The 18,806-nt window shown below is 45.0% G+C and carries 16 protein-coding genes and 1 pseudogene; 8 read left to right on the top strand and 9 right to left on the bottom strand.

Annotation, left to right across the window (positions count from 1 at the left end):
* Positions 1 to 214 precede the first annotated feature (214 nt).
* Together AACT52_RS40685 and AACT52_RS40680 are read right to left on the bottom strand one after the other, a co-directional pair.
* Positions 215 to 1,660, bottom strand: coding sequence for an efflux RND transporter periplasmic adaptor subunit (locus AACT52_RS40685; RefSeq protein WP_073635779.1), 1,446 nt, complete (start codon positions 1,658 to 1,660; stop codon positions 215 to 217).
* Positions 1,661 to 1,843: 183 nt separating this feature from the next.
* Entirely contained in the window at positions 1,844 to 2,236 is a 393-nt protein-coding gene (locus AACT52_RS40680; RefSeq protein WP_073635778.1) for a Spy/CpxP family protein refolding chaperone, read from the bottom strand.
* 253 nt (positions 2,237 to 2,489) lie between these two features.
* On the opposite strand from AACT52_RS40680, the gene AACT52_RS40675 reads away from it, so the two are divergent.
* Complete coding sequence (locus tag AACT52_RS40675; RefSeq protein ID WP_083630769.1) at positions 2,490 to 3,740, top strand: sensor histidine kinase; 1,251 nt, start codon at positions 2,490 to 2,492, stop codon at positions 3,738 to 3,740.
* Between the two features lie 20 nt (positions 3,741 to 3,760).
* The gene (locus AACT52_RS40670; protein ID WP_073635776.1) at positions 3,761 to 4,432 is read left to right on the top strand and encodes a response regulator transcription factor; all 672 of its coding nucleotides are present in this window, start codon (positions 3,761 to 3,763) and stop codon (positions 4,430 to 4,432) included.
* A 198-nt stretch (positions 4,433 to 4,630) separates the two neighbouring features.
* Here AACT52_RS40670 and AACT52_RS40665 read toward each other — a convergent pair whose 3' ends face one another.
* The 3 genes from AACT52_RS40665 to treS form a co-directional block, all read right to left on the bottom strand.
* Positions 4,631 to 5,062 carry a hypothetical protein gene (locus AACT52_RS40665; RefSeq protein WP_073635775.1) on the bottom strand — a complete coding sequence of 144 codons (432 nt, stop codon included), beginning with the start codon at positions 5,060 to 5,062 and terminating at the stop codon, positions 4,631 to 4,633.
* Positions 5,063 to 5,628: 566 nt separating this feature from the next.
* Positions 5,629 to 6,375 (bottom strand): WGxxGxxG-CTERM domain-containing protein, encoded by a 747-nt coding sequence (locus tag AACT52_RS40660; protein WP_073635774.1) that lies wholly within the window; start codon positions 6,373 to 6,375, stop codon positions 5,629 to 5,631.
* Between the two features lie 509 nt (positions 6,376 to 6,884).
* The gene (gene treS / locus AACT52_RS40655) at positions 6,885 to 10,307 is read right to left on the bottom strand and encodes a maltose alpha-D-glucosyltransferase (protein ID WP_073635773.1); all 3,423 of its coding nucleotides are present in this window, start codon (positions 10,305 to 10,307) and stop codon (positions 6,885 to 6,887) included.
* A gap of 516 nt (positions 10,308 to 10,823) precedes the next feature.
* On the opposite strand from treS, the gene AACT52_RS40650 reads away from it, so the two are divergent.
* The 3 genes and pseudogenes from AACT52_RS40650 (at position 10,824) to AACT52_RS40640 (ending at position 12,267) form a co-directional block, all read left to right on the top strand.
* A complete protein-coding gene (locus tag AACT52_RS40650; RefSeq protein ID WP_073635789.1) occupies positions 10,824 to 11,378 on the top strand; it encodes a general stress protein in 555 nt (184 codons plus the stop codon).
* 390 nt (positions 11,379 to 11,768) lie between these two features.
* Positions 11,769 to 12,008, top strand: a pseudogene (locus AACT52_RS40645) (hypothetical protein); the annotation flags it as partial.
* A complete protein-coding gene (locus tag AACT52_RS40640; RefSeq protein ID WP_233154191.1) occupies positions 11,920 to 12,267 on the top strand; it encodes a transposase in 348 nt (115 codons plus the stop codon). The pseudogene AACT52_RS40645 and the gene AACT52_RS40640, both read left to right, overlap by 89 nt.
* A gap of 72 nt (positions 12,268 to 12,339) precedes the next feature.
* On the opposite strand, the gene AACT52_RS40635 is transcribed toward AACT52_RS40640, so the two are convergent.
* Positions 12,340 to 13,434: a M28 family peptidase gene (locus AACT52_RS40635; RefSeq protein WP_233154190.1), complete on the bottom strand. Its 1,095-nt coding sequence runs from the start codon at positions 13,432 to 13,434 to the stop codon at positions 12,340 to 12,342.
* Between the two features lie 122 nt (positions 13,435 to 13,556).
* On the opposite strand from AACT52_RS40635, the gene AACT52_RS40630 reads away from it, so the two are divergent.
* Complete coding sequence (locus AACT52_RS40630) at positions 13,557 to 13,994, top strand: DUF4383 domain-containing protein (RefSeq protein WP_073635772.1); 438 nt, start codon at positions 13,557 to 13,559, stop codon at positions 13,992 to 13,994.
* A 79-nt stretch (positions 13,995 to 14,073) separates the two neighbouring features.
* On the opposite strand, the gene AACT52_RS40625 is transcribed toward AACT52_RS40630, so the two are convergent.
* Both AACT52_RS40625 and AACT52_RS40620 read right to left on the bottom strand, forming a co-directional pair.
* Complete coding sequence (locus AACT52_RS40625) at positions 14,074 to 14,703, bottom strand: pentapeptide repeat-containing protein (RefSeq protein WP_073635771.1); 630 nt, start codon at positions 14,701 to 14,703, stop codon at positions 14,074 to 14,076.
* A gap of 88 nt (positions 14,704 to 14,791) precedes the next feature.
* Complete coding sequence (locus tag AACT52_RS40620) at positions 14,792 to 15,361, bottom strand: DUF4126 domain-containing protein (protein WP_073635770.1); 570 nt, start codon at positions 15,359 to 15,361, stop codon at positions 14,792 to 14,794.
* 242 nt (positions 15,362 to 15,603) lie between these two features.
* Here AACT52_RS40620 and AACT52_RS40615 point away from each other — a divergent pair, with 242 nt between their 5' ends.
* Positions 15,604 to 16,812, top strand: a complete 1,209-nt coding sequence (locus tag AACT52_RS40615) for a glycosyltransferase (RefSeq protein WP_073635769.1) — start codon at positions 15,604 to 15,606, stop codon at positions 16,810 to 16,812.
* Positions 16,813 to 16,869: 57 nt separating this feature from the next.
* Here AACT52_RS40615 and AACT52_RS40610 read toward each other — a convergent pair whose 3' ends face one another.
* The gene (locus tag AACT52_RS40610; RefSeq protein ID WP_198941086.1) at positions 16,870 to 17,778 is read right to left on the bottom strand and encodes an SGNH/GDSL hydrolase family protein; all 909 of its coding nucleotides are present in this window, start codon (positions 17,776 to 17,778) and stop codon (positions 16,870 to 16,872) included.
* A 347-nt stretch (positions 17,779 to 18,125) separates the two neighbouring features.
* Here AACT52_RS40610 and AACT52_RS40605 point away from each other — a divergent pair, with 347 nt between their 5' ends.
* Positions 18,126 to 18,704, top strand: a complete 579-nt coding sequence (locus tag AACT52_RS40605) for a hypothetical protein (protein WP_073635768.1) — start codon at positions 18,126 to 18,128, stop codon at positions 18,702 to 18,704.
* Positions 18,705 to 18,806 lie beyond the last annotated feature (102 nt).

Here is an 18,806-nt window from a genome sequence, read left to right as displayed (position 1 = left end):
ATCTGTACGGCAGTTGCTACAACGGGGGGAACCCCCGCAACGCACTGCCTCGTCCATCTGTGGTTCCATAATTCTTTGATGTATTACACCCATTTGCAAACCGCTATAGTTTTAATTCATTCAGGATCTGAGCTGCCTAAATTTATTTATCGGGTTCTTCCGAATTGAATGAGCGAATTTTGAATGAGCGAATTTTGAATTGTCATAACCCCTCCTAACGCATACGCCTTGGTTGTCCCCCGAAAGGCGTCATACCACGGGGTGTACCATTACCTTGAGGACGCGCCCCTGGCGGGAAACTGAGCATTATTCGCTCTCCCTCACTTAGCCCAGAACGAACTACCGTTTTATTCCCCACTGTCACCCCAGTTGTAATTGGTCGGAATCTCGGTCTTCTATTGTTTTCTTGCCCTGTGAACACCATCACTCCACTGGCATTTTCCTGGCGGACAATAGCAACTGTAGGAATCACCAGCGCGTTATCTAACTTGCCAACGTTAAAGTCCACGTTGACATTCATCCCCGCCCGCAGAAGATTTTCTGGATCACAAAGGGACGATTTGACTTCAAAATTTGTCACATTCTGCTCTACAGTCGATTGAGCAGCAACCTGGACGACCTTTCCTGTAAATTTTTTATCCGGGTAAGCATCTGCCTGGATAGTCACTGTCTGTCCCACTTTAATTTGAGAGATATTGGTTTCAGCCACTTTTGCCGTCACCTGATTTTGAGACGCTAATGCCAGGATAGAAGAAGAAGTTGCCGAAGTCACCTCGCTTCCTGCTGTAGTGGGAGTCACAAATGCACCAGGGTCAGCAAACTTACGCGTGACAAGTCCAGTGAAGGGGGCGCGAATCACTGTATCATTAATTTGTGCCTTAATTGTCTGCAAACTCCCCTCGGCTGACACGACTTGGGCGCGCGCCTGCTCAATTTCCTCGGGTCGAGAACCATTGTTAAGTTTAGCAAGTTCCTGCCTTGCCGCAGCAAGACTAGCTTTTACCTGTTCCAAATTATCTCTGGCGTTGCGCTCTTCGGTCAAAGCTTCGTCTAAGGTATCGCGGGCAACCGCACCTTCCTCAGTAGGGGTACTCAACCGCTTCACCCGTGCCCTTGCCAAGTCCAACCGAGATTGCGCTTGGATGAGCTGTGCTTGATTGTTCCTGACGTCAGCTTGTGCCTTCGCAATGTCCTCAGAACGGCTACCCGCCAGCACCAACCGCAGATTTGCTTGGGCATTTTTGAGCTGCCCTTGAGCCTGAGTGAGTTGCCCTCGCAGGTTTGAGTCATCCATATACGCTAAGAGTTGTCCTTGCTGGACGCGATCGCCCTCCTTCACCAGCAGTTGCTTCAACACGCCCGACGTTTTTGGACTAAGGTTTATTGAGCGTTCAGGCTTAACGTTGCCATTTGCCGAAATAGTCACAGGAAGATTAGTCCGCTCAACAACAGCCGTCTGTATCCGACGTTGGCGTTCTTGACGCTGTGTCATCATGAACTGCTGTGTTCCTAGGTAGCCTCCTCCACCCAAAAGACCCAAAATCAGGAGTCCTACAAGCCACTTTGGTATTTTGATTTGCTTCAAATCTTTCACAGAACTGGTTTTTTTCCAGGACTGCGAACTTTTTGCCAAATCGGATATTTCCTCTATTTCTGCCATATGCTTTGAAAATCTCGTGTGATACGTCGGCTCCAAAGATTCTTTAGGTTCTAAATTTTAACTAAAAATTAAGGAAACCCCCAATCCTTTATTTTGAAGGAACTGGGGGAACTGGAGCATGAAACATGTCAGAATTGATAATTCGTAATTCTTAATTTCTCATTGACAATTCAATTACGAATATCATTTGCGCCTAAACTGGCGAATCTTTTCCAATTGCTCTGGTGTCAGAACAGCCTGCATCCGTTCCTCAGAAGATTTCCTGATTTCCTTAATTTTGGCTATCTGTTCATCTGAGAGATTGAGTTGGGCAGTTCCCGCTTGTCTATTTCCTGTGCGGGGTGCTTGGGATGCATTTGCCCTGAGTTGCTCGCGCTGTTGGGGGGTGAGCAAGCTTTCTATTTGGGAGCGAGTCTCTTGTCCTATTTGCTGAAGTTGGGATTTTTGCTCCGCAGTGAGGTTGAGTTCTGCCCCACCCATTCTTCCGTCATTTGGTCCAGCTTGTACAACTGCGGGTATGGCTGTGATGGCAATTGCTGCAATCCCTGCAACGAATACACTAGGTTTAAATTTCATAGCAACTCCCTCATTTCTCAACTCTCGTTACTGCTGATTGCAACATCCCTATCGTAGGTGGTTACCCTCATAAACCATATGAAGCAAAAGTCCCAAACATATTGGGACAAAAGTAACTATTAATTTGTGACTTTTGTCATAGTCTTTACCGCAGTAAAATAGGATAGCAAGCGCTGGTATCGAAACCATACATAAAATACGGTAGAAAGCAGCTTAAAAGTTTCACCATATTTGTTTCCTGATGAACAGTCAGATGTCGCGTTCTCTCCCTTCCCTGCGCTTATTACTTTACCTGGAATGGCTGTTATTGGGCATGAGTCTCCTGGCAGGATTCTTAATTCCCCCCATCTACCCATCCCAAGCTTCTCCGTGGTTGACTGTCCTGAGTATTGTCGTGTTTGGGGTCATGGGTTTAAGGTTACCAAGGAGCTCTTTCAGTCACAAAGTTATGTACACGGCAGTGGAATTAGGGATTGTTTTGCTGCCAGCTTTTACAAACAGTCATCTTCGCTTTGCTCCCCTGCTTGGTTTAATTGCGGTCATTCGCAGTTGCCAAATGTTCAAGTTACAGGGTCGCTTGATTGTTGCAAGCCTAGTATACGTATCATATCTCTACATAGTATTTTTGCGAAGTCGAACCACTGTTTTATTCAGAATGCATGTAGGACAGGAAAGACCGTTTGCGGAACAAATTGCGACTAATACAGCCAATTTACTACTGAACAACGCGATTTCTTTTGCTTTGACGTTAACTTTTGTATTGCTGTTGGTTAATGCTGTGCTATCAGAACGCAGAAGTCGGCAAGAACTGGCAATTGCCCATGAGCAGCTACGCCAGTATGCTTTGCGAATTGAAAACCAAGCAACTCTACAAGAGCGCAACCGCATTGCCCGTGAAATACATGACTCCCTAGGACACGCTCTAACCGCCCAGACTATCCAGCTAGAGAATGCTTTGCTATTGTTGCCGTCCAATGTTGATAAAGCCACAGAGTTTTTGAAACAAGCAAAACAGTTAGCATACCAAGCATTGCAGGAAGTCTCTCGTTCTGTAGCAACACTGAGAGCCGATCCGTTGCGCGGAAAGTCACTAGAAAATGCAATTAATAACCTGATCCGAGACTTTAGCAGCTCGACAACCCTCACACCAGATTGCAAAATCAGTCTTGCATATCCTGTCACTCCTGAGGTGGGTACTGCTATCTATCGCATCCTGCAAGAAGCATTGACCAACATATCCAAACACAGCCAGGCGACTCAGGTTACGCTACAGTTGCACTCCCAGAACCGTAGGCTACACCTGCTTGTGCAAGACAACGGCAGAGGCTTTTATCCAGAACAAAACACCACAGGGTTCGGACTTCAAGGAATGCGAGAACGAGCGACTGCACTAGGAGGAAGCTTTCATATCATCAGCGAAGCAGGAAAGGGATGCCTAATTCAGGTAGAATTACCCATTATAGATTCTAGTATAGTCAACTCTGAAAGAGCAACAAAAATCTAAAATCCAAAAACCAAAATCTTATGATTCGTCTGTTGCTGGTAGACGACCAAATCATTATTCGTCAGGGACTCAAGAACCTGCTGGAATCAAAACCAGATTTCCAGGTGGTTGGAGACGCCCAGAACGGTCAAGGTGCAATTGAAGCCGTGGAGGCGCTTTATGGAACGCCATTGCAACCAGATGTGGTGTTGATGGATGTCAGAATGCCTGTGATGGATGGGGTTGCAGCAACTCGGCTGATTTGCCAGCGTTTTGCAGAGATACACGTTTTGGTGCTGACGACATTTGATGATGACGAATACGTTTCGCAGGCAATGCGTTATGGAGCGAGAGGTTATCTTTTGAAGCATACCCCGCTTGAGGAGTTGGCGATCGCCATTCGAGCCGTACATCAAGGCTACACCCACATGGGACCAGGACTGTTTGAAAAAGCTTTGACAACCCCTCAGATATCTGATTCAGTACACTCAGCTATCCCACCAGAACTAGCGGAACTGTCCCCTAGAGAAAAAGAGGTTCTGCGTTTAATTGCAATGGGATTCAGTAATCGCGAGATTGCCCATGCACTTTACATTTCAGATCGCACAGTTAGAAATCATGTGACGAGTATTCTCAGTCAGTTGCACCTGCGCGATCGCACTCAAGCAGCCCTGCTTGCTAGTACTTTTCTCCCACAGTTAGAAATATCATAGAAATATCAACTTATCAGTCATACAGCACATTGTTCGTGCGTGAAGTACAACACTCTTGTCTAAAAGCCGAGACACTAAGCCCTTTTTACTTCTGTAAACGCAAAGCGCCCCCGAAGCGGGATACAAAGCAGCTCGCTTCCCGGAGGGGATATTCTGACGGATAACAGATGATTTTGCTGTTACTGATATTCCAAGTATTTAATAAACGTAAATCGCCCCGCTTTGATCAAAGTTAAGCGTGATATCAGAAGCTCCTGCCTCAACTTGGTAAACTTGAACGGTCGCGACATTACCATTCACTGCAATATCGTATCTGAGTTTGACCCTTGGCTGTAAAGCATTAACCAAAAGGTAATCCGGAAGAGAAGTATTACTGAGTACACCACTCGCTCCTACTGGTAACTCTCTAATTCCCCCTTTCCCGCTTGTCAAACCGTATTGTAGAGGCAATCCCGTCTGATTCACAAGTTTGATTTGTACAGGTTGGTTGGGGTTTTGCACGCGTGCCACAGGTTGCCAGTATCCTGGTTGATAAGTACGTGCGGGTGGGTTTGCGGCGTTAGTGAGTGTAGGAGTGACTAAGCCGAGAGTAGCGGCAAGTACAGCAGTTGTCAAAAGTGGTAGTTTCATTGTGATTGTCTAAAAATTCTGAACTATGTTTAATAACTACAGTCACCTAACAAACCAATTCCCGAAATCCTCCAGCTGTATCATCCAATTGGGTGAAAAATATTAAAGAGGGAACAGGCACTCCTACTGTAAAAAATGGGGATTTAAACCCCACTTTTTACATACGACTTATATATAGCGCTTCTCGTTTGGATGCAGTACGCTTTGACTCCACCCCGATGAATGGCTTGCGCCAAAGTTCCCCTCCCCGCTGGCGGGGAGGGGTTAGGGGTGGGGTTCGTTTGTGTATTGCAATGAAGAGAGAACCGCTATAGGTGAATTATTTCGCCCCTTCCCTCGCTACACCCTTAGGGGCGCAATGCCGCCGCGCCGCTACATTTTTCCTAGACAAAACCGGACAACCTTGGCAAAAAAGGCGGGTTTATTTGTCAACAAGTACAAATAATTGAGAATCACCGCCTTTTTTGCCCCCACCACAGATATCTGTGGGTGCTTCAAGAGTACTCGTGGGGGAAGGTTGTCCGGTTTTGTCATGGTTTCACCCAACCCCTGCCGCAAGCGACGCTTTAATATCTAGTGGAGCCAGGACGGCTTACTTCTTCATTGGGATCGCGATATGCTTGGGGTTCAGAGCGTTTTTTCGCAAAACCTGCAAGACCTGCAAGACCAAGTAAGCCAAGCCAGCCCCAATCAAAACCGCGATCGCCCCTTACATCCCTAGTTCCTTGAGAAGTGGTTGGGGCTGTGGTAGTGGTAGTGCTGGTACCCGTGGTTGTATCAGTACCTGCGCCTCCTGTGGTGTCTGTACCTGTAGTGCCCGTCGTGCCTGCGCTACCTGTACCTGTGGTGTCTGTGCCTGTGCTACCTGTACCTGTAGTGCCCGTGCCTGTGGTGTCTGTACCTGTGCTACCTGTACCTGTAGTGCCCGTGCCTGTGGTGTCTGTACCTGTGCTACCTGTACCTGTAGTGCCCGTGCCTGTGGTGTCTGTACCTGTGCTACCTGTACCTGTAGTGCCCGTGCCTGTGGTGCCTGTGCCTGTGCTACCTGTACCTGTAGTGCCCGTACCTGTAGTGCCCGTGCCTGTGCTACCTGTACCTGTGCCTAGACCTGTGCTACCTGTACCTGTAGTACCTGTGCCTGTGCTACCTGTACCTGTAGTACCTGTAGTACCTGCGCCTGTGCTACCTGTACCTGTGCCACCACCAGAACCGGAACCGGATTGGGCAGAAACAGGCACAGTTAAAGACAAAGTGGCTAAACTAACAGCAAAGGCACTAGCCCAAACATTTTTTGCAAAATTAGAAAGCTTCATAGTTGCGATTCCTTTAACATTCCAAGTATTGGCAATTTTTTGATTTTTAAAACGCTATTCCCCTTAGTTAATCAGCTAATTTCTTAAGTAAGCATGACTAAAACAAAGAGATAATTGTATGACCCTGAGTAATAAAATTCTTAAAAATCGTGACTGCTAATCTAGTTAATAAATTCAAAACTCAAAACTGCTAGCTCAACTCAGCTTTTACCAATCATCATTTGATGATTGAGTACTTACACAAACAAAAATTTTAGATTCTATAAAATTCGTTATTTTTCTTATTACTACCGTCAATAAGTAGAATAACTTCTATTGTTTTATCCAACCTTGTACCGCAGGCATAAACTGACTTAACCCAGAGGAATAGGCTTGATTTTAAGCCAACGTGTAAGTATGGATACTCTTAGCTGTCATCTTTAGGGAAGCAGCTACAGTTGGTGTGGGCTATGGGGTGTAGTAAATTTTTCATCCCTACACCCCTACTCATCTACCCCCTGTTAATGTGCTCAGAGCAACTGCAAAATCTGTTGCAGAGGAATATCCACTAAATCCGGGCGGTTGTTGAGTTCGTAACTTAATGCAGCAATGGCTTTCTCGAAAACAAAGGCATCCAAAAGCACTTGCAGTTCTGCGGTTGTCTTTGGCAAGAAGCTATCTTTGGAAGCACTTTCCAGATAACTATTCAAGAAAGCCGCACTCACCCAGGCAGACCAAAATCTACTCCAAGCTTTTACTAGGGGAAGTTCCCCAGAGCGAATCATCCCTCTTTCTAGTTCGCTGCGAAGCCCTTGGCTAGCAGCGTAGTCAAACGATAACAGCATTCCTGCCACGTCTCGAAGGGGAGAACGCTTCATGCGCCGTTCGCTCAAGCTGCGACCCTCTCTGCCCTCAAAATCAAAGATGATGAAATCCTTGCCCGTGTATAACACTCGCCCCAGATGGTAATCGCCATGATAGCGGGTACGCATGGCAGTAATTTTTTGGTTTAGGAGTAAGTGGTAACGACCCAGAATTTCCTGTTGGCGGTCAAGGGCAGCCCTTGCTAGTTCTTGAGTGTCTGATGGCAGTCCATTGAGTTTATCTTGTAATAAAAGGAATGTTTGACCAGTTAGGTTACGGGCGTATTGGTAAATCGAGCGCTGATAGAAGGATGAAAACGGTTCAGGGGCAAAGTCGGGATTTTCTGGATCAGAAGCTAAGGCAATATGGAGTTCTGCCGTACTTTGACCCAACAGTTGGGCGCTGACTAGGTAGGAACCGATGGTTTGGTTTGCTAATTCTAGCGACTCGGGGACAAGGGGAGTTTCCGACACGGAGAAATTTTCTGTCTTCGCGTCTGGATCTGTTTGCGTTTTTACCTCATTGAAAGCTTTCAGCAACTCTAACAGGGAACCTGAGGGAACGGGTACCTCAGTAATATCTGCCTGCTGTGTCGTCACCAGTTCAAAGTAGTCCTGCAAGCTATCGAGAGTGTAGTCCCAGCCAATGCGGGTATCTTGAATATATTCTTGCAGTATTCCTATAGTCATGGGTAAGGTAGGCTGAGTTCCTGCTTTAGTTAGGCTGCGGTACTCCAGCGCCCCAGCAACGGGAGCATAGTGTTTTAAGAATTTTTTCTCACTGAGGAAGCGCCGGAGTTCTAAATCAGGGTGCATCCCCTCCTCGACTTTGCGAAGTATTTTCAAAAACAGGCGCTCTCCATAAATTATAGAAGTATTCCTGTGTTCTCCCTGGAGGACAGTCGGTTCAAGGTAGGAGTCCTCACCGCTCAATTGTGGGAATAAATCAGTCGCAGTCGCAATCAATTCTCCTGCCATCCCCTTGTAGGAGCGATTCTGGACAATTGCATCCACCAGGAGATTGAGAAAGTTCTTGTCTGCTGTGGCATCAAATAAAATCCCTACTTCTTCTCTGCCTTGAACCTCAAGGCGAGCTACCACAGCTTGAGGGGATTCTGCTAAAATTTGGCTTGCTTGCTCACCTTCTGCGTAAGCTAAGAGCAAAAGGTAAGTTTCGGGGTCTCCCTGGATGTACTCTACCCGCAACCAAACCACCTTAGCCTCTGTGCCTTTGTAGGACATTAAAACCGACTCAGTGATTTGTGTAGATTGAACACTCAGGGTTTTGCTGCGGAACCAGCTACAGGTATACAGGTAATCCTGCAGAATATACTCCAGAGTCGCTTTCACTTCTCGCTGGTTAAAAACATTGTGCCACTGACCGCTCACTACCAGCGTTGTCAACTCGGATTGAGGTTTAGGCGGCTGGGTCAAGCTGAGTTTAGGCGATAAAGCAAACCAGTAAAATCCATAGGGACTCAGGCTGAGGAAGTAGCACGAATCCCCAACGGGTGGAAACTCTATTTGACCAAAAATTTCCACTGGCACAAGTCCCTTGAGGGCTGATAAGTCTAATTCGACTGTTTGCACAAACCGGGACAAATTCGCGACTACTAAAATTGTTTCCTCTTGATAGGTGCGAGTAAAGGCAAGAACTTTGCGGTTTTTTGGGTGCAGTATTTCAAAGCTGCCTCGACCCAATGCCTCGTAACGCTTCCTAGTGGCAAGCAGGCGTTTTGTCCAATACCACAGGGAATTGGGGTTAGCCCGTTGTGCTTCAACGTTGACTGCCTCATAGTGGTATTCTGATTCCACAATCACGGGTAAATACAACCTTTGGGGGTTGACACGACTAAAACCAGCGTTACGGTCGGAACTCCACTGCATAGGCGTGCGAACACCATTGCGATCGCCCACATACACGTTATCTCCCATGCCAATTTCATCCCCGTAGTAAAGCACGGGCGTTCCTGGTAGAGACAACAGCAAACCATTAAGCAATTCTATCTGACGGCGATCATTTCCCAAAAGCGGCGCTAACCTGCGGCGGATGCCCAAGTTTACTCTCATCACAGGGTCTTGTGCATAGACCCGATACATATAGTCTCGGTCTTCATCCGTGACCATTTCCAAAGTCAGTTCATCGTGGTTACGCAAAAACAATCCCCACTGACAATTATCGGGAATGGCAGGAGTTTGGTTGAGAATATCAATGATCGGGAAGTTATCTTCCATCCGCAATGACATAAACAAGCGCGGCATCAACGGGAAATGATAGTTCATGTGACACTCATCCCCAGCCCCGTAATATTGTGCCGCATCCTCGGGCCATTGATTTGCCTCGGCTAGAAGCATCCGGTTCGGGAATTTTGCATCAATGTGCGATCGTAGCAGCTTCAGGAAATCATGGGTTTCTGGCAAGTTTTCGCAGCTTGTTCCCTCTCGTTCGTACAGATACGGCACTGCATCTAGGCGCAACCCATCTACCCCCATCCCCAACCAAAAATCGAGGACATCGAACACCGCCTGCCGCACTGCAGGATTCTCATAGTTTAAATCTGGCTGATGGGAGTAGAAGCGATGCCAGTAATATGCTTTGGCGATTGGGTCCCAAGCCCAGTTTGAAGTCTCAAAATCTTTGAAAATAATCCGCGCTTCTTGGTATTTTTCTGGAGTATCACTCCAGACATAGAAATCTCGTTCTTTACTCCCCTTGGGTGCGCGGCGTGCCCGTTGAAACCAAGGATGCTGGTCAGAAGTATGGTTGACAATTAACTCAATAATGACGCGAATGCCCCGCTGATGGGCAGCTTCCAAGAACTCTTTAAAATCTTCTAAGGTGCCGTATATCGGGTTAACACTGGTGTAATCTGCAATATCGTATCCATCATCCTTCAGTGGCGAAGGAAAAAACGGCAGCACCCAGACGGCGGTGACACCTAAGTCTTGCAGGTAATCTAGTTTTTCTGTCAGCCCTCGGAAGTCGCCAATGCCATCACCATTGCTGTCTGCAAAGGCGCGAACAGGCACTTCGTAAATAATGGCGTTTTTAAACCATAGGGGATCATCTTTCAAAATTGAGTTTTGCATCTTACTTTCAACTGTTCCTGGTTTGTACCTGTCAAAATGAATTGGCAGTAGTTAGGGTAGATGGGGTTAAAGTTATTAGGTCAACCTACACTACTGTTATAGGTATGTGTATATTTGTCAAAAAATTCACTTAAATTTTCATGGCTCAACTTCATGTGAGGGTATTTTCGGTTACCAAAATACCTGAAATAATTAAGTTCCCCATCTAACGTAAGTAAGAGCAATACTTCTTTAATAATCTTTACATAAACATTATATTTTAAGTAATATTCAGTAGAAAGCAATAATTTGAAAAGTAGCTTTTAAGTTTTCAGGTAGCTTTGAATCAATGAATTTGTAGATAACGATTCTTAATAATTTAACAATAACTGACTCTTGAGATAGAGAAGTTGTGAAGTGTTCGCACATAATTTGTCAATCAACAGAATGATGAATTATATAGGTGAAATTCCAAAAATAGTAATGGAAATGACAAAAAATTATGCATTTACCTTGCATTGCAAGTATGAGGAAGATATGGTTGTAAGCAATCAAAAACACGCTGTAGGAGTATTTAGCAGCAGTAAAGCTGCGGAGCAAGCACTCAATGAATTGAAAGATTCAGGCTTTTCCATGGAAAAAGTGTCTATCATTGCCAAGGATGTAGATCAGGGGGAACAGCTTGCTAATGCCCAAGTCACCTCGCGTGTTGGTGATGAAAATGTAAATACTGCCACAGGAGTCGTTGGAGATACTCTCACAGCCGCTACTTGGGGCAGCGTTTTAGTTGGTCTGACAAGTCTGGCACTTCCTGGGTTAGGAGCCGTGTTAGCAGCAGGTTCCCTTGGTGTAGCATTAGCCAGCAGTGTTGGCGGTGTGGCTGTGGGAGCCGCAGCAACTCAGAATTTGGTGAAGGCGCTGGCTGATTTAGGTATTCCCGAAGAACGAGCTAGAGTTTATAGCGATCGCCTTCATCAGGGGAATTTTATGGTGGTAGTAGACGGCTCTGATGAAGAGATTCACCCTGCAGAAGCAGTGTTGAGGAAGCACAACATTGAATATTGGGGCATTTATGATTCCGCAACGGCTTAAAATCTGGGCTTACGCACTCAGCTTGTCTGTCGCGTTTGGTAATTCCCATCCTCAATCTCCTACCTCACCTGGACAAACCCCAACACCCAAACCCTCAACTCCATAGCCTGAACGTTCAGCAACACAGAGGATATTACAGCAAAAAGCCCCCTTCCGTTTGGAGAGGGCTTTTGCTTCACGTTATCTAATGGGGGTTCGGGGTTTCACGAAAATTACTCAAGCAGGCGAGCGCCTTTGCGGCGGGCGCGGTTGTATTAGACGAAGTAGCTGGTTTGTTTGTATAAAATACCGCGCCCGCCGCAACCATGCATTGCGGGTTTTCTATGAGTAGATAGGTCAGTCGCAGGTCAATTTTGAGCTTTCCTCAGTCCAGGGGGCTATAAGAATTACGAAAAACAACGACTAAAAGTTGCTCGACTACATCACAAAATTGACAACACCAGGAAGGATTTTCACTTCAAGCAAGCCCACGCACTTTGCGATACTGGCGACATGGTTTTCATGGAAGACCTAGACTATCGTACTAGCGCCAAAGGGTTGTTTGGCAAGCATATGCGCCACGGCTGGATTTGGGCAATTCAGAACCATCGTCAAGTATGTTTGCTGGAAACGTGGGAAAATATGCCCTGAAGTTGCGGCTTCGGGGACTTCTCAGGAATGCCCAGAATGTGGTGGTTCGGTTAAAAAAGACCTGAGCGTTAGAGTTCATAGCTGCCCTCACTGTGGATATACAACAGATACAGACGTGGCAGCCGGTCAAAATATAAGAAATCGAGGAATCAAACTCATTAGTACCGTTGGGCAGACGGGAACCCAAACAGCCTGTGCAGTCGATCTACCGGGGGGTGATGCAAGTCAGTCTAGGCAAGTGGCGAAATCTCGCTCATAAAGCAACCAGGAAAACCAAAGCGTAAGCCTTGGAAGCCCACACTATACCGCTTGCGGTTAGTGTGGGAGGATGTCACTGATTCTGTTCGTTGAGTCCTGATAGTTCGGCAATGACACGCTCCAAGCCAGCAACGACTCGTGCCAAGCGCTCGTAGTCAACTTTGTCGGGAGTATCTCCTTGGCTGTGGTAATAAGGATAGCGGAAAGGCGCGGTATCTGTAACCATCACGCCTGGATAGCCCTGCTGCCAGAATGACCAATGATCTGACCAGCCAACGCCAGGAATCTCGCCAGCAAGAGCAGCACCTTCAGAGGGAAATTGAGTATGGCGGCGGAAGGAGGCGATCGCATCCCTAACCAGTCCTCCAGAATTGATATTGCCGACAAAGCCAATGTAATTTCCTTGTAACGGATAAATAGAACTCAGAGGAGCGGGATATTTCTGGCTGCCAATCTCATCGGAGTAATAGCCCATTGTTTCCAAGCTAAGCATGGCAACAACTTTTTCTTTTCGCTGTTTACAACGTCTGGCATACACTAGACTGCCCATATTTTCTGTCTGGAAAAAGGGCGGTTCTTCATTGACAAACTCGACAAAGCGAAGGGTTCGCTTAGGCTTTTTACCAGCAAATAGACGAGCAAGCTCTAGGGTAGCTGCAGCACCAGTGCCATTATCGTTTGCTCCCGGACTAAAGGACACTGAGTCATAATGACCGCCGATAATCACAATCTCGTTTGCTCGTTCTGACCCTTGAATTTCAACTTCAAGGTTGTAGTAGGTTTGGTTGTTTATTGTGTATCCCTGCTGTCTGACTGAGTACCCAGCAGAGGCAAAGGAAGCTTTGAGGAAATCAGCAGCAGCCTCCAAACCTTTGTAGTACACGTAGTTACGTTGTCCAATCTCACTGGCAAGCTTTTCCACATCTCGTTTTAGGGCATCTCGTAGTGTGGTTTCTTTCTGAGTCAGTGCAGGCAACTGACCCCTGAAGCTTTCCCCTGGCATCTGAATCATGGCAAAATACGCCCCACTTATGAGAGTACCTAAAATGATAGCCAAGACACTCAGTCCGATTGCAACTGTGACTTTTGGCATTTCCACATTTAACTCCACGTTGGCGATATTAGCAGCAAAGCGCGAGAAGGACTTACTGCTTATTGGATATTGCATATTTCGTATTCATTAACACGAGCAAATTTAACAGTAGCTTGTTCCTTAGAGAGAGGAACTCCGAAGAACAACAGTGTTACTTGTTGAAGAAAATCAAGCTTATATCAACAGAGGGTATTAGTATGAGAACGCGCTACTTTGCTCTAATCTTGGGAATCTTCATTTTGCTCCTCGGTCTATCAGGATTTGTACCAAATTTGCTGACACTACCTAACAACGCACCTGCAATCAAAGTTGATGCTGGATATGGCTACCAATTGGGTCTTTTTCCAACCAATGTCATATTTAACCTCATAAAAGTAGCAGTTGGGGCATTGGGTATCGCGGCCTTTTGGAGCTTTGGGTTTGCACGGTCATATGCACAGATTGTGGCAATTTCCTATGGATTGCTAGCTGTTTTGGGTTTGATTCCAGGCGCTAACACGATGTTCGGTCTCATCCCAATCTTTGGGAATAATGTCTGGTTTCATGCAGTAACGGCAGCGATCGCAGCCTACTTTGGGTTCGTGGAACCAGTGTCACCACAGGAAGTGAACGAAGCCGGCAGGAGAATAGCCTAGAGGGATTTGGCTGCATCGGTGAGAGTCGGGATATCCTAGACGCCCTCCAGAACGCTTTCTGCTGAGGGCGTCTACACACCTAATCAAAAAGCGTTCCAATTAGGTTAGCCCCTCTTAAGTCTGCCTGCGTCAGATTGGCACCTCTTAAGTCTGCTTCACTTAAATTGGCATCATTCAAGCAACAATGACTCAAATTTGCCCCTCTTAAATCTGCACCCGACAAATTTGCTGATACCAAGTTAGCCCTAACCAGGTGTGTTTCACTTAAGTTTGTGTCACGTAGGTTAGCTTCCCTCATATCTGCTGCTGTTAAGTTGGCTCTTTTTAGGTTAGCCCCACTGAGGTTAGCCAAACTCAATTTAGCCCAACTTAGATTAATTTCATTTAAACTAAGCTCGCAAAGCTCTGCACACCTCAAGTTCGCATTGCTAAAATTCCTTTCTCCTATTGCATAACGACGCAGAAGTTCATCAGTTGTCAATCTAGTTAAAACGGCGACAGAAGCACCTTGATAACACCATGAAGCTTCCATAAGGCTAGCGGCAGTGTGAACAGCTACCTGGTCACATTTGGTCATCACTACACCGTTGCACTCATCCCACTGAGCGTTAAGCATATAAGCAATGTCTTTAGCGGCAGCAATTGAGTCAAACAGCAGAACAAATTCTTGAGAGCGTCGTAACCAACTATTTAAACCAATCAATCTCATATTTTTCGTTTGTTAGCTTTTTTAAATTAAGAAAAAGTTATGATTTGTACTTATTTTTACTTCAAAATAAAAAGTTGATAAACACCTTCTAAGACTCGCCTATATTCGCTCTTTTTTGTAATACCTTTTGAATCAAGAAGGTGACTCCAGTTACCACCAATCCCACAGCTAATATTGGCACAAAGATAGCCAGTACCGATAAGATAAACGAACTGGCTGCTTCAATTGTTGAAACGACAGGATTACCAATTCCACCGGTTAGTGCTGTTGAAGACACGCGAAGCATTCCCGTCAAGGTTTGGAAAATACCCGCAGCCCCACCACCAGCAATGACTGCTACTGTCCATTCAAGCAAAGGGTCAGTTGTGCCGTGAACCAAAGCTTTGGTGATGAAAGTGCCGATGGCGATCGCCGTCGGTGTGGAGACTATATCCAAGGCATGATCAACCCAGGGAATGTAATAAGCGGCAATCTCAATACAAGTCGCTACAGCAAATGCAAAAAGCGCTGGATAAGTTCCAATCCACTCAAATTCCGGTGCAAGTTGCAAATGTCCATAAAGTGCGGCAATACTCATGACAAGCGGTGGTACAAACACCCGAAAGCCACAAGCGGCGCTCAAAGCAATGCCAATCCCAATGCTTAATAAGGTATCCATAATTTATATTTTTACGTGTCAGGTATCGATGTCATTTGCTTACCACATCAAGGTAGCAAGGTATTTAGACAAGCCTAGTACAACGCGGCGAAAATAAAGCTACCATTCCAAAGCAGCGAATAGCCTACCTAATCAGCTTTTTGACTTTTGACTTTTGACTTTTGACGAACGCGCAGTGGTACTAGACTCTTTCATTGTGGGACATACCCTATCTCCGGGTAGATTCAAAGCGCTCAATCATATTGAGTTCTATAATACATTTAATACCTAATAAAAATGCAGGTGGAAGTGGAGGGTACACCAGAGGAATTTTAGAAGTCTTAAAAAGAAAAAATTATTTTCAGTATATTATATTTATGGATGATGATGTTGTTGTAGCACCAGAAGCATTTGAACGTATTTACAACTTTCAAAGGGTTATTAATGAAAATAACCTATGTATTTGTGATAGTATGTTACAGCTAGATGGTAAGTACATTCAGCATGAAAATGGGGCTATATGGGATAATGAAATTGTCAGAGTAAAGCCTGACCTTGATCTAAGACTTGTAAAAAATCTTTTATTCAACGAAGTTGAGGAACACATTAACTACAATGGGTGGTGGCTATTTTGCTTTCCTACAGAAATTATAGATCATTTTAGTCTACCCTATCCATTTTTTATAAGAGCAGATGACATAGAACTGCCTATAAGGTTAAAGCTAAAAATTATAAATTTAAATGGAATATGTGTATGGGATGAGTCATTTGAAAATAAATGTTCTCCTCTACCAATTTATTACTCTAAAAAGAACGAAATGATTTTAATTCTGCTATATTATGATAGCTTCAGGAAAGTAGATGCAATCAAGAAATTTTTTAATTTTAGTCTCATAGAAGCATTTTCTTACAGATATAAAAGTGCAAATTTTATTCTACAAGCAGCCTCGGTTATGCTAGAGGATCCTGACTATTTGAAAGCAATTGACCCTGAAAAGAAAAACTTGGAAGTTTTAAGCATGGGAGAGAAAGCTGTAAAAAATCCAGAGTTACCTTTTGTATATGGCAAGTATGAGGAAAGCGTTTGTGAGACAGAAAATATTCTGCACCGTGGGATAATATTAATCACATTAAATGGTCATCTTTTGCCTTACTTACTATTTCATAAAGATGATAAATTAGCTAAAAAGGGATATAGAGTTGTTCCGATACAAGGTTACAGAGCTATTAATGTTTTTAGAGCTAGAAAAGCTTTGTATTATAACTTAATCAATGAAGAAGGGTTTGTCGTTAGAATTTCTCGATTGGAATTCTTTAGAGTTTTTGTGAAGACAATAGCAATATCTTTCAAAATATTCTTTAACTTTTCCACTCTTAAGCAGCTCTACAGAAAGACCTTACCTGAACTTACTAATAAAGCTTTCTGGGAGAACTATTTGGAAATTAATAAATACTCTAAATTAGAACAGTAGTTTTAACAGGGCTCACCGTAGGGTAACCCCTATAGCGTCCCAACACCTAGCACTAAGTTAGCGCAAAAGTTCCGAACGAGGAGGAAGCGAAAGCTTCGTCTTAAGCGCTTTTAGAGCTGTTTTTGCTAATATTTGATGAGCTGCAGTTGTTGGATGAATGCCGTCCCAAAACAAAAACTTGTTTGGATTGTTACAGCTAGCAGCATTGTTTAAACAAGCGCTAGTCACATTCGTGAGACCAAATTTTGCTGGATCTGTAATGGCTTGTTGATACAAGGAGTAGACATCTAGTTCGATAATCTGAGTGTCAGAACCTAACTCCTGCTTGAGCACATCCAAGGACTTAGCCAAGCTGAGATTATGGGCGGCAGTCAAAGAACTGAGGGCACTAGAATAAGAACTATTGTTTGTGCTTGGAAGTTTTCCCAAATCCGGTAAGTTAGCAACCAAGATTTTTTTAGCGCCTGCTTTCGAGAGAAACTGAACCGCTCTCGATAAATTTTCGCTCGACAGCGTGGAATTCGTGGTCGCACCGTGAAGATAATCATTTGCACCTCCCCACAATACATAAAGCGCATTCGGATTAATGTCCCGGTGGGCTTTTGTAAAACTCTGAACTTGCGCTAACAGACCTGGTACTCCATTTATGCTGGCGCTTCCCGTGGTTGCACCACCATAGGCAAAGTTGGTGTTTTGCTTCGGGGTTAATCCCAGATTAGAGGCAAGGTATTCCACCCAAACCGAACCATTGGAATAACGCCCTTGAAAGTAGGGAGGGCTGGGGGGATAGGCTCCCCCCGTGGCTTGTAATACATTGCCAACATCCGAGAGACTGTCGCCAAAGACGTAAAGTTGATTGACTTGATGAGAAATTTGTACTGTATTAGAGCTTTGCATTGGAGCTACGAGTGCAACCATAATGGCAGATAAAAGAGCAAGTCCTGCTGCAAAAATTTGTTTTTTCACGCTAACTAAAAGACCTATAACTTAAAAGCCCTGCTCCCCTTCTAAGGAATAGGGCTTCTAGTTGAAATCCGACATCAGGGGGAAACCATACTTTTGCCCCAAATAGTTTCACTATGTTTGAAAAAATGTGAAACTCATCATTAATTTCCGGTTTCCTTTCAAAGAATTACGTTAAATTTTTTGCTTCGCTTGACACTTCTCTAACGTAACTTGACAGCATGGACTTTGCGGAGGTGCAAACCCTACTTTTGTGGGGGGTAGTTGCACTACTTTGTTACATTTCGCGAATGAGCGTTTACCACTAATCGCAACTAATGCCATAAAGGTATAGCTAGGAAGGCTCATCTTTGCCAGAGCAGGGTTTCACAACTGAGTTCTGGATAGACTCACAGTGGCACCATCGCGCGTCAATAGTTAATAGTCGATTGTTCTCACACTGGGACGGTAGGTGGTATCGGAAGATTGCCACTGTAGGCTACGACTATGCCAATGATGGACAGCAGCATTCTATTGCGTTCTTTCCCCTCTTTCGATTGATCGTTTGCCGAATCATGATGCTGGGCTTACCGTTTGAAGTAGTGGGTACACTTGTAAACAACCTAGCGTTCCTTGGTGCACTCTTACTTTTGTATCGTTGGGCAGAAGAGCGTTATGGCATTAGTGCTGCAAAGTGGGCAACTGCTGTGATGGCTTGGTGTCCGTTCTCTTTATTTGGAACTATGATCTACGGCTTTTGCTCGTTGGCACTGATTGTATCCTCTGGAGCCTCGGTTCCATCTGCCGCTTCGCTTATACTATCGTGTCGCTATCACTTGCGCTTGGCTTGCCGTTTTACTACCATCCCCATTGGGGATACCCCATGTTACCTTGGTTCGCTTTATTGGTCGCACACTACGCCCTTAACTTTGCCCGTTGGCATTGGATAGCTTAGGACTAGAGAATATCAAAGCAAAAGCCTCCTTCTTTAGAAAGAGGCTTTTTGCTTTTAAAAATAGTCCTGGCACCGAGCTATTGTCACAGGCAGCTAC

This window comes from Scytonema sp. HK-05 (assembly GCF_963872035.1).
GTDB lineage: Bacteria > Cyanobacteriota > Cyanobacteriia > Cyanobacteriales > Nostocaceae > Kalymmatonema.
The sequence above is the reverse complement of the archived record's forward strand: the minus strand, read 5'-3'. Positions and strand labels throughout refer to the sequence as shown.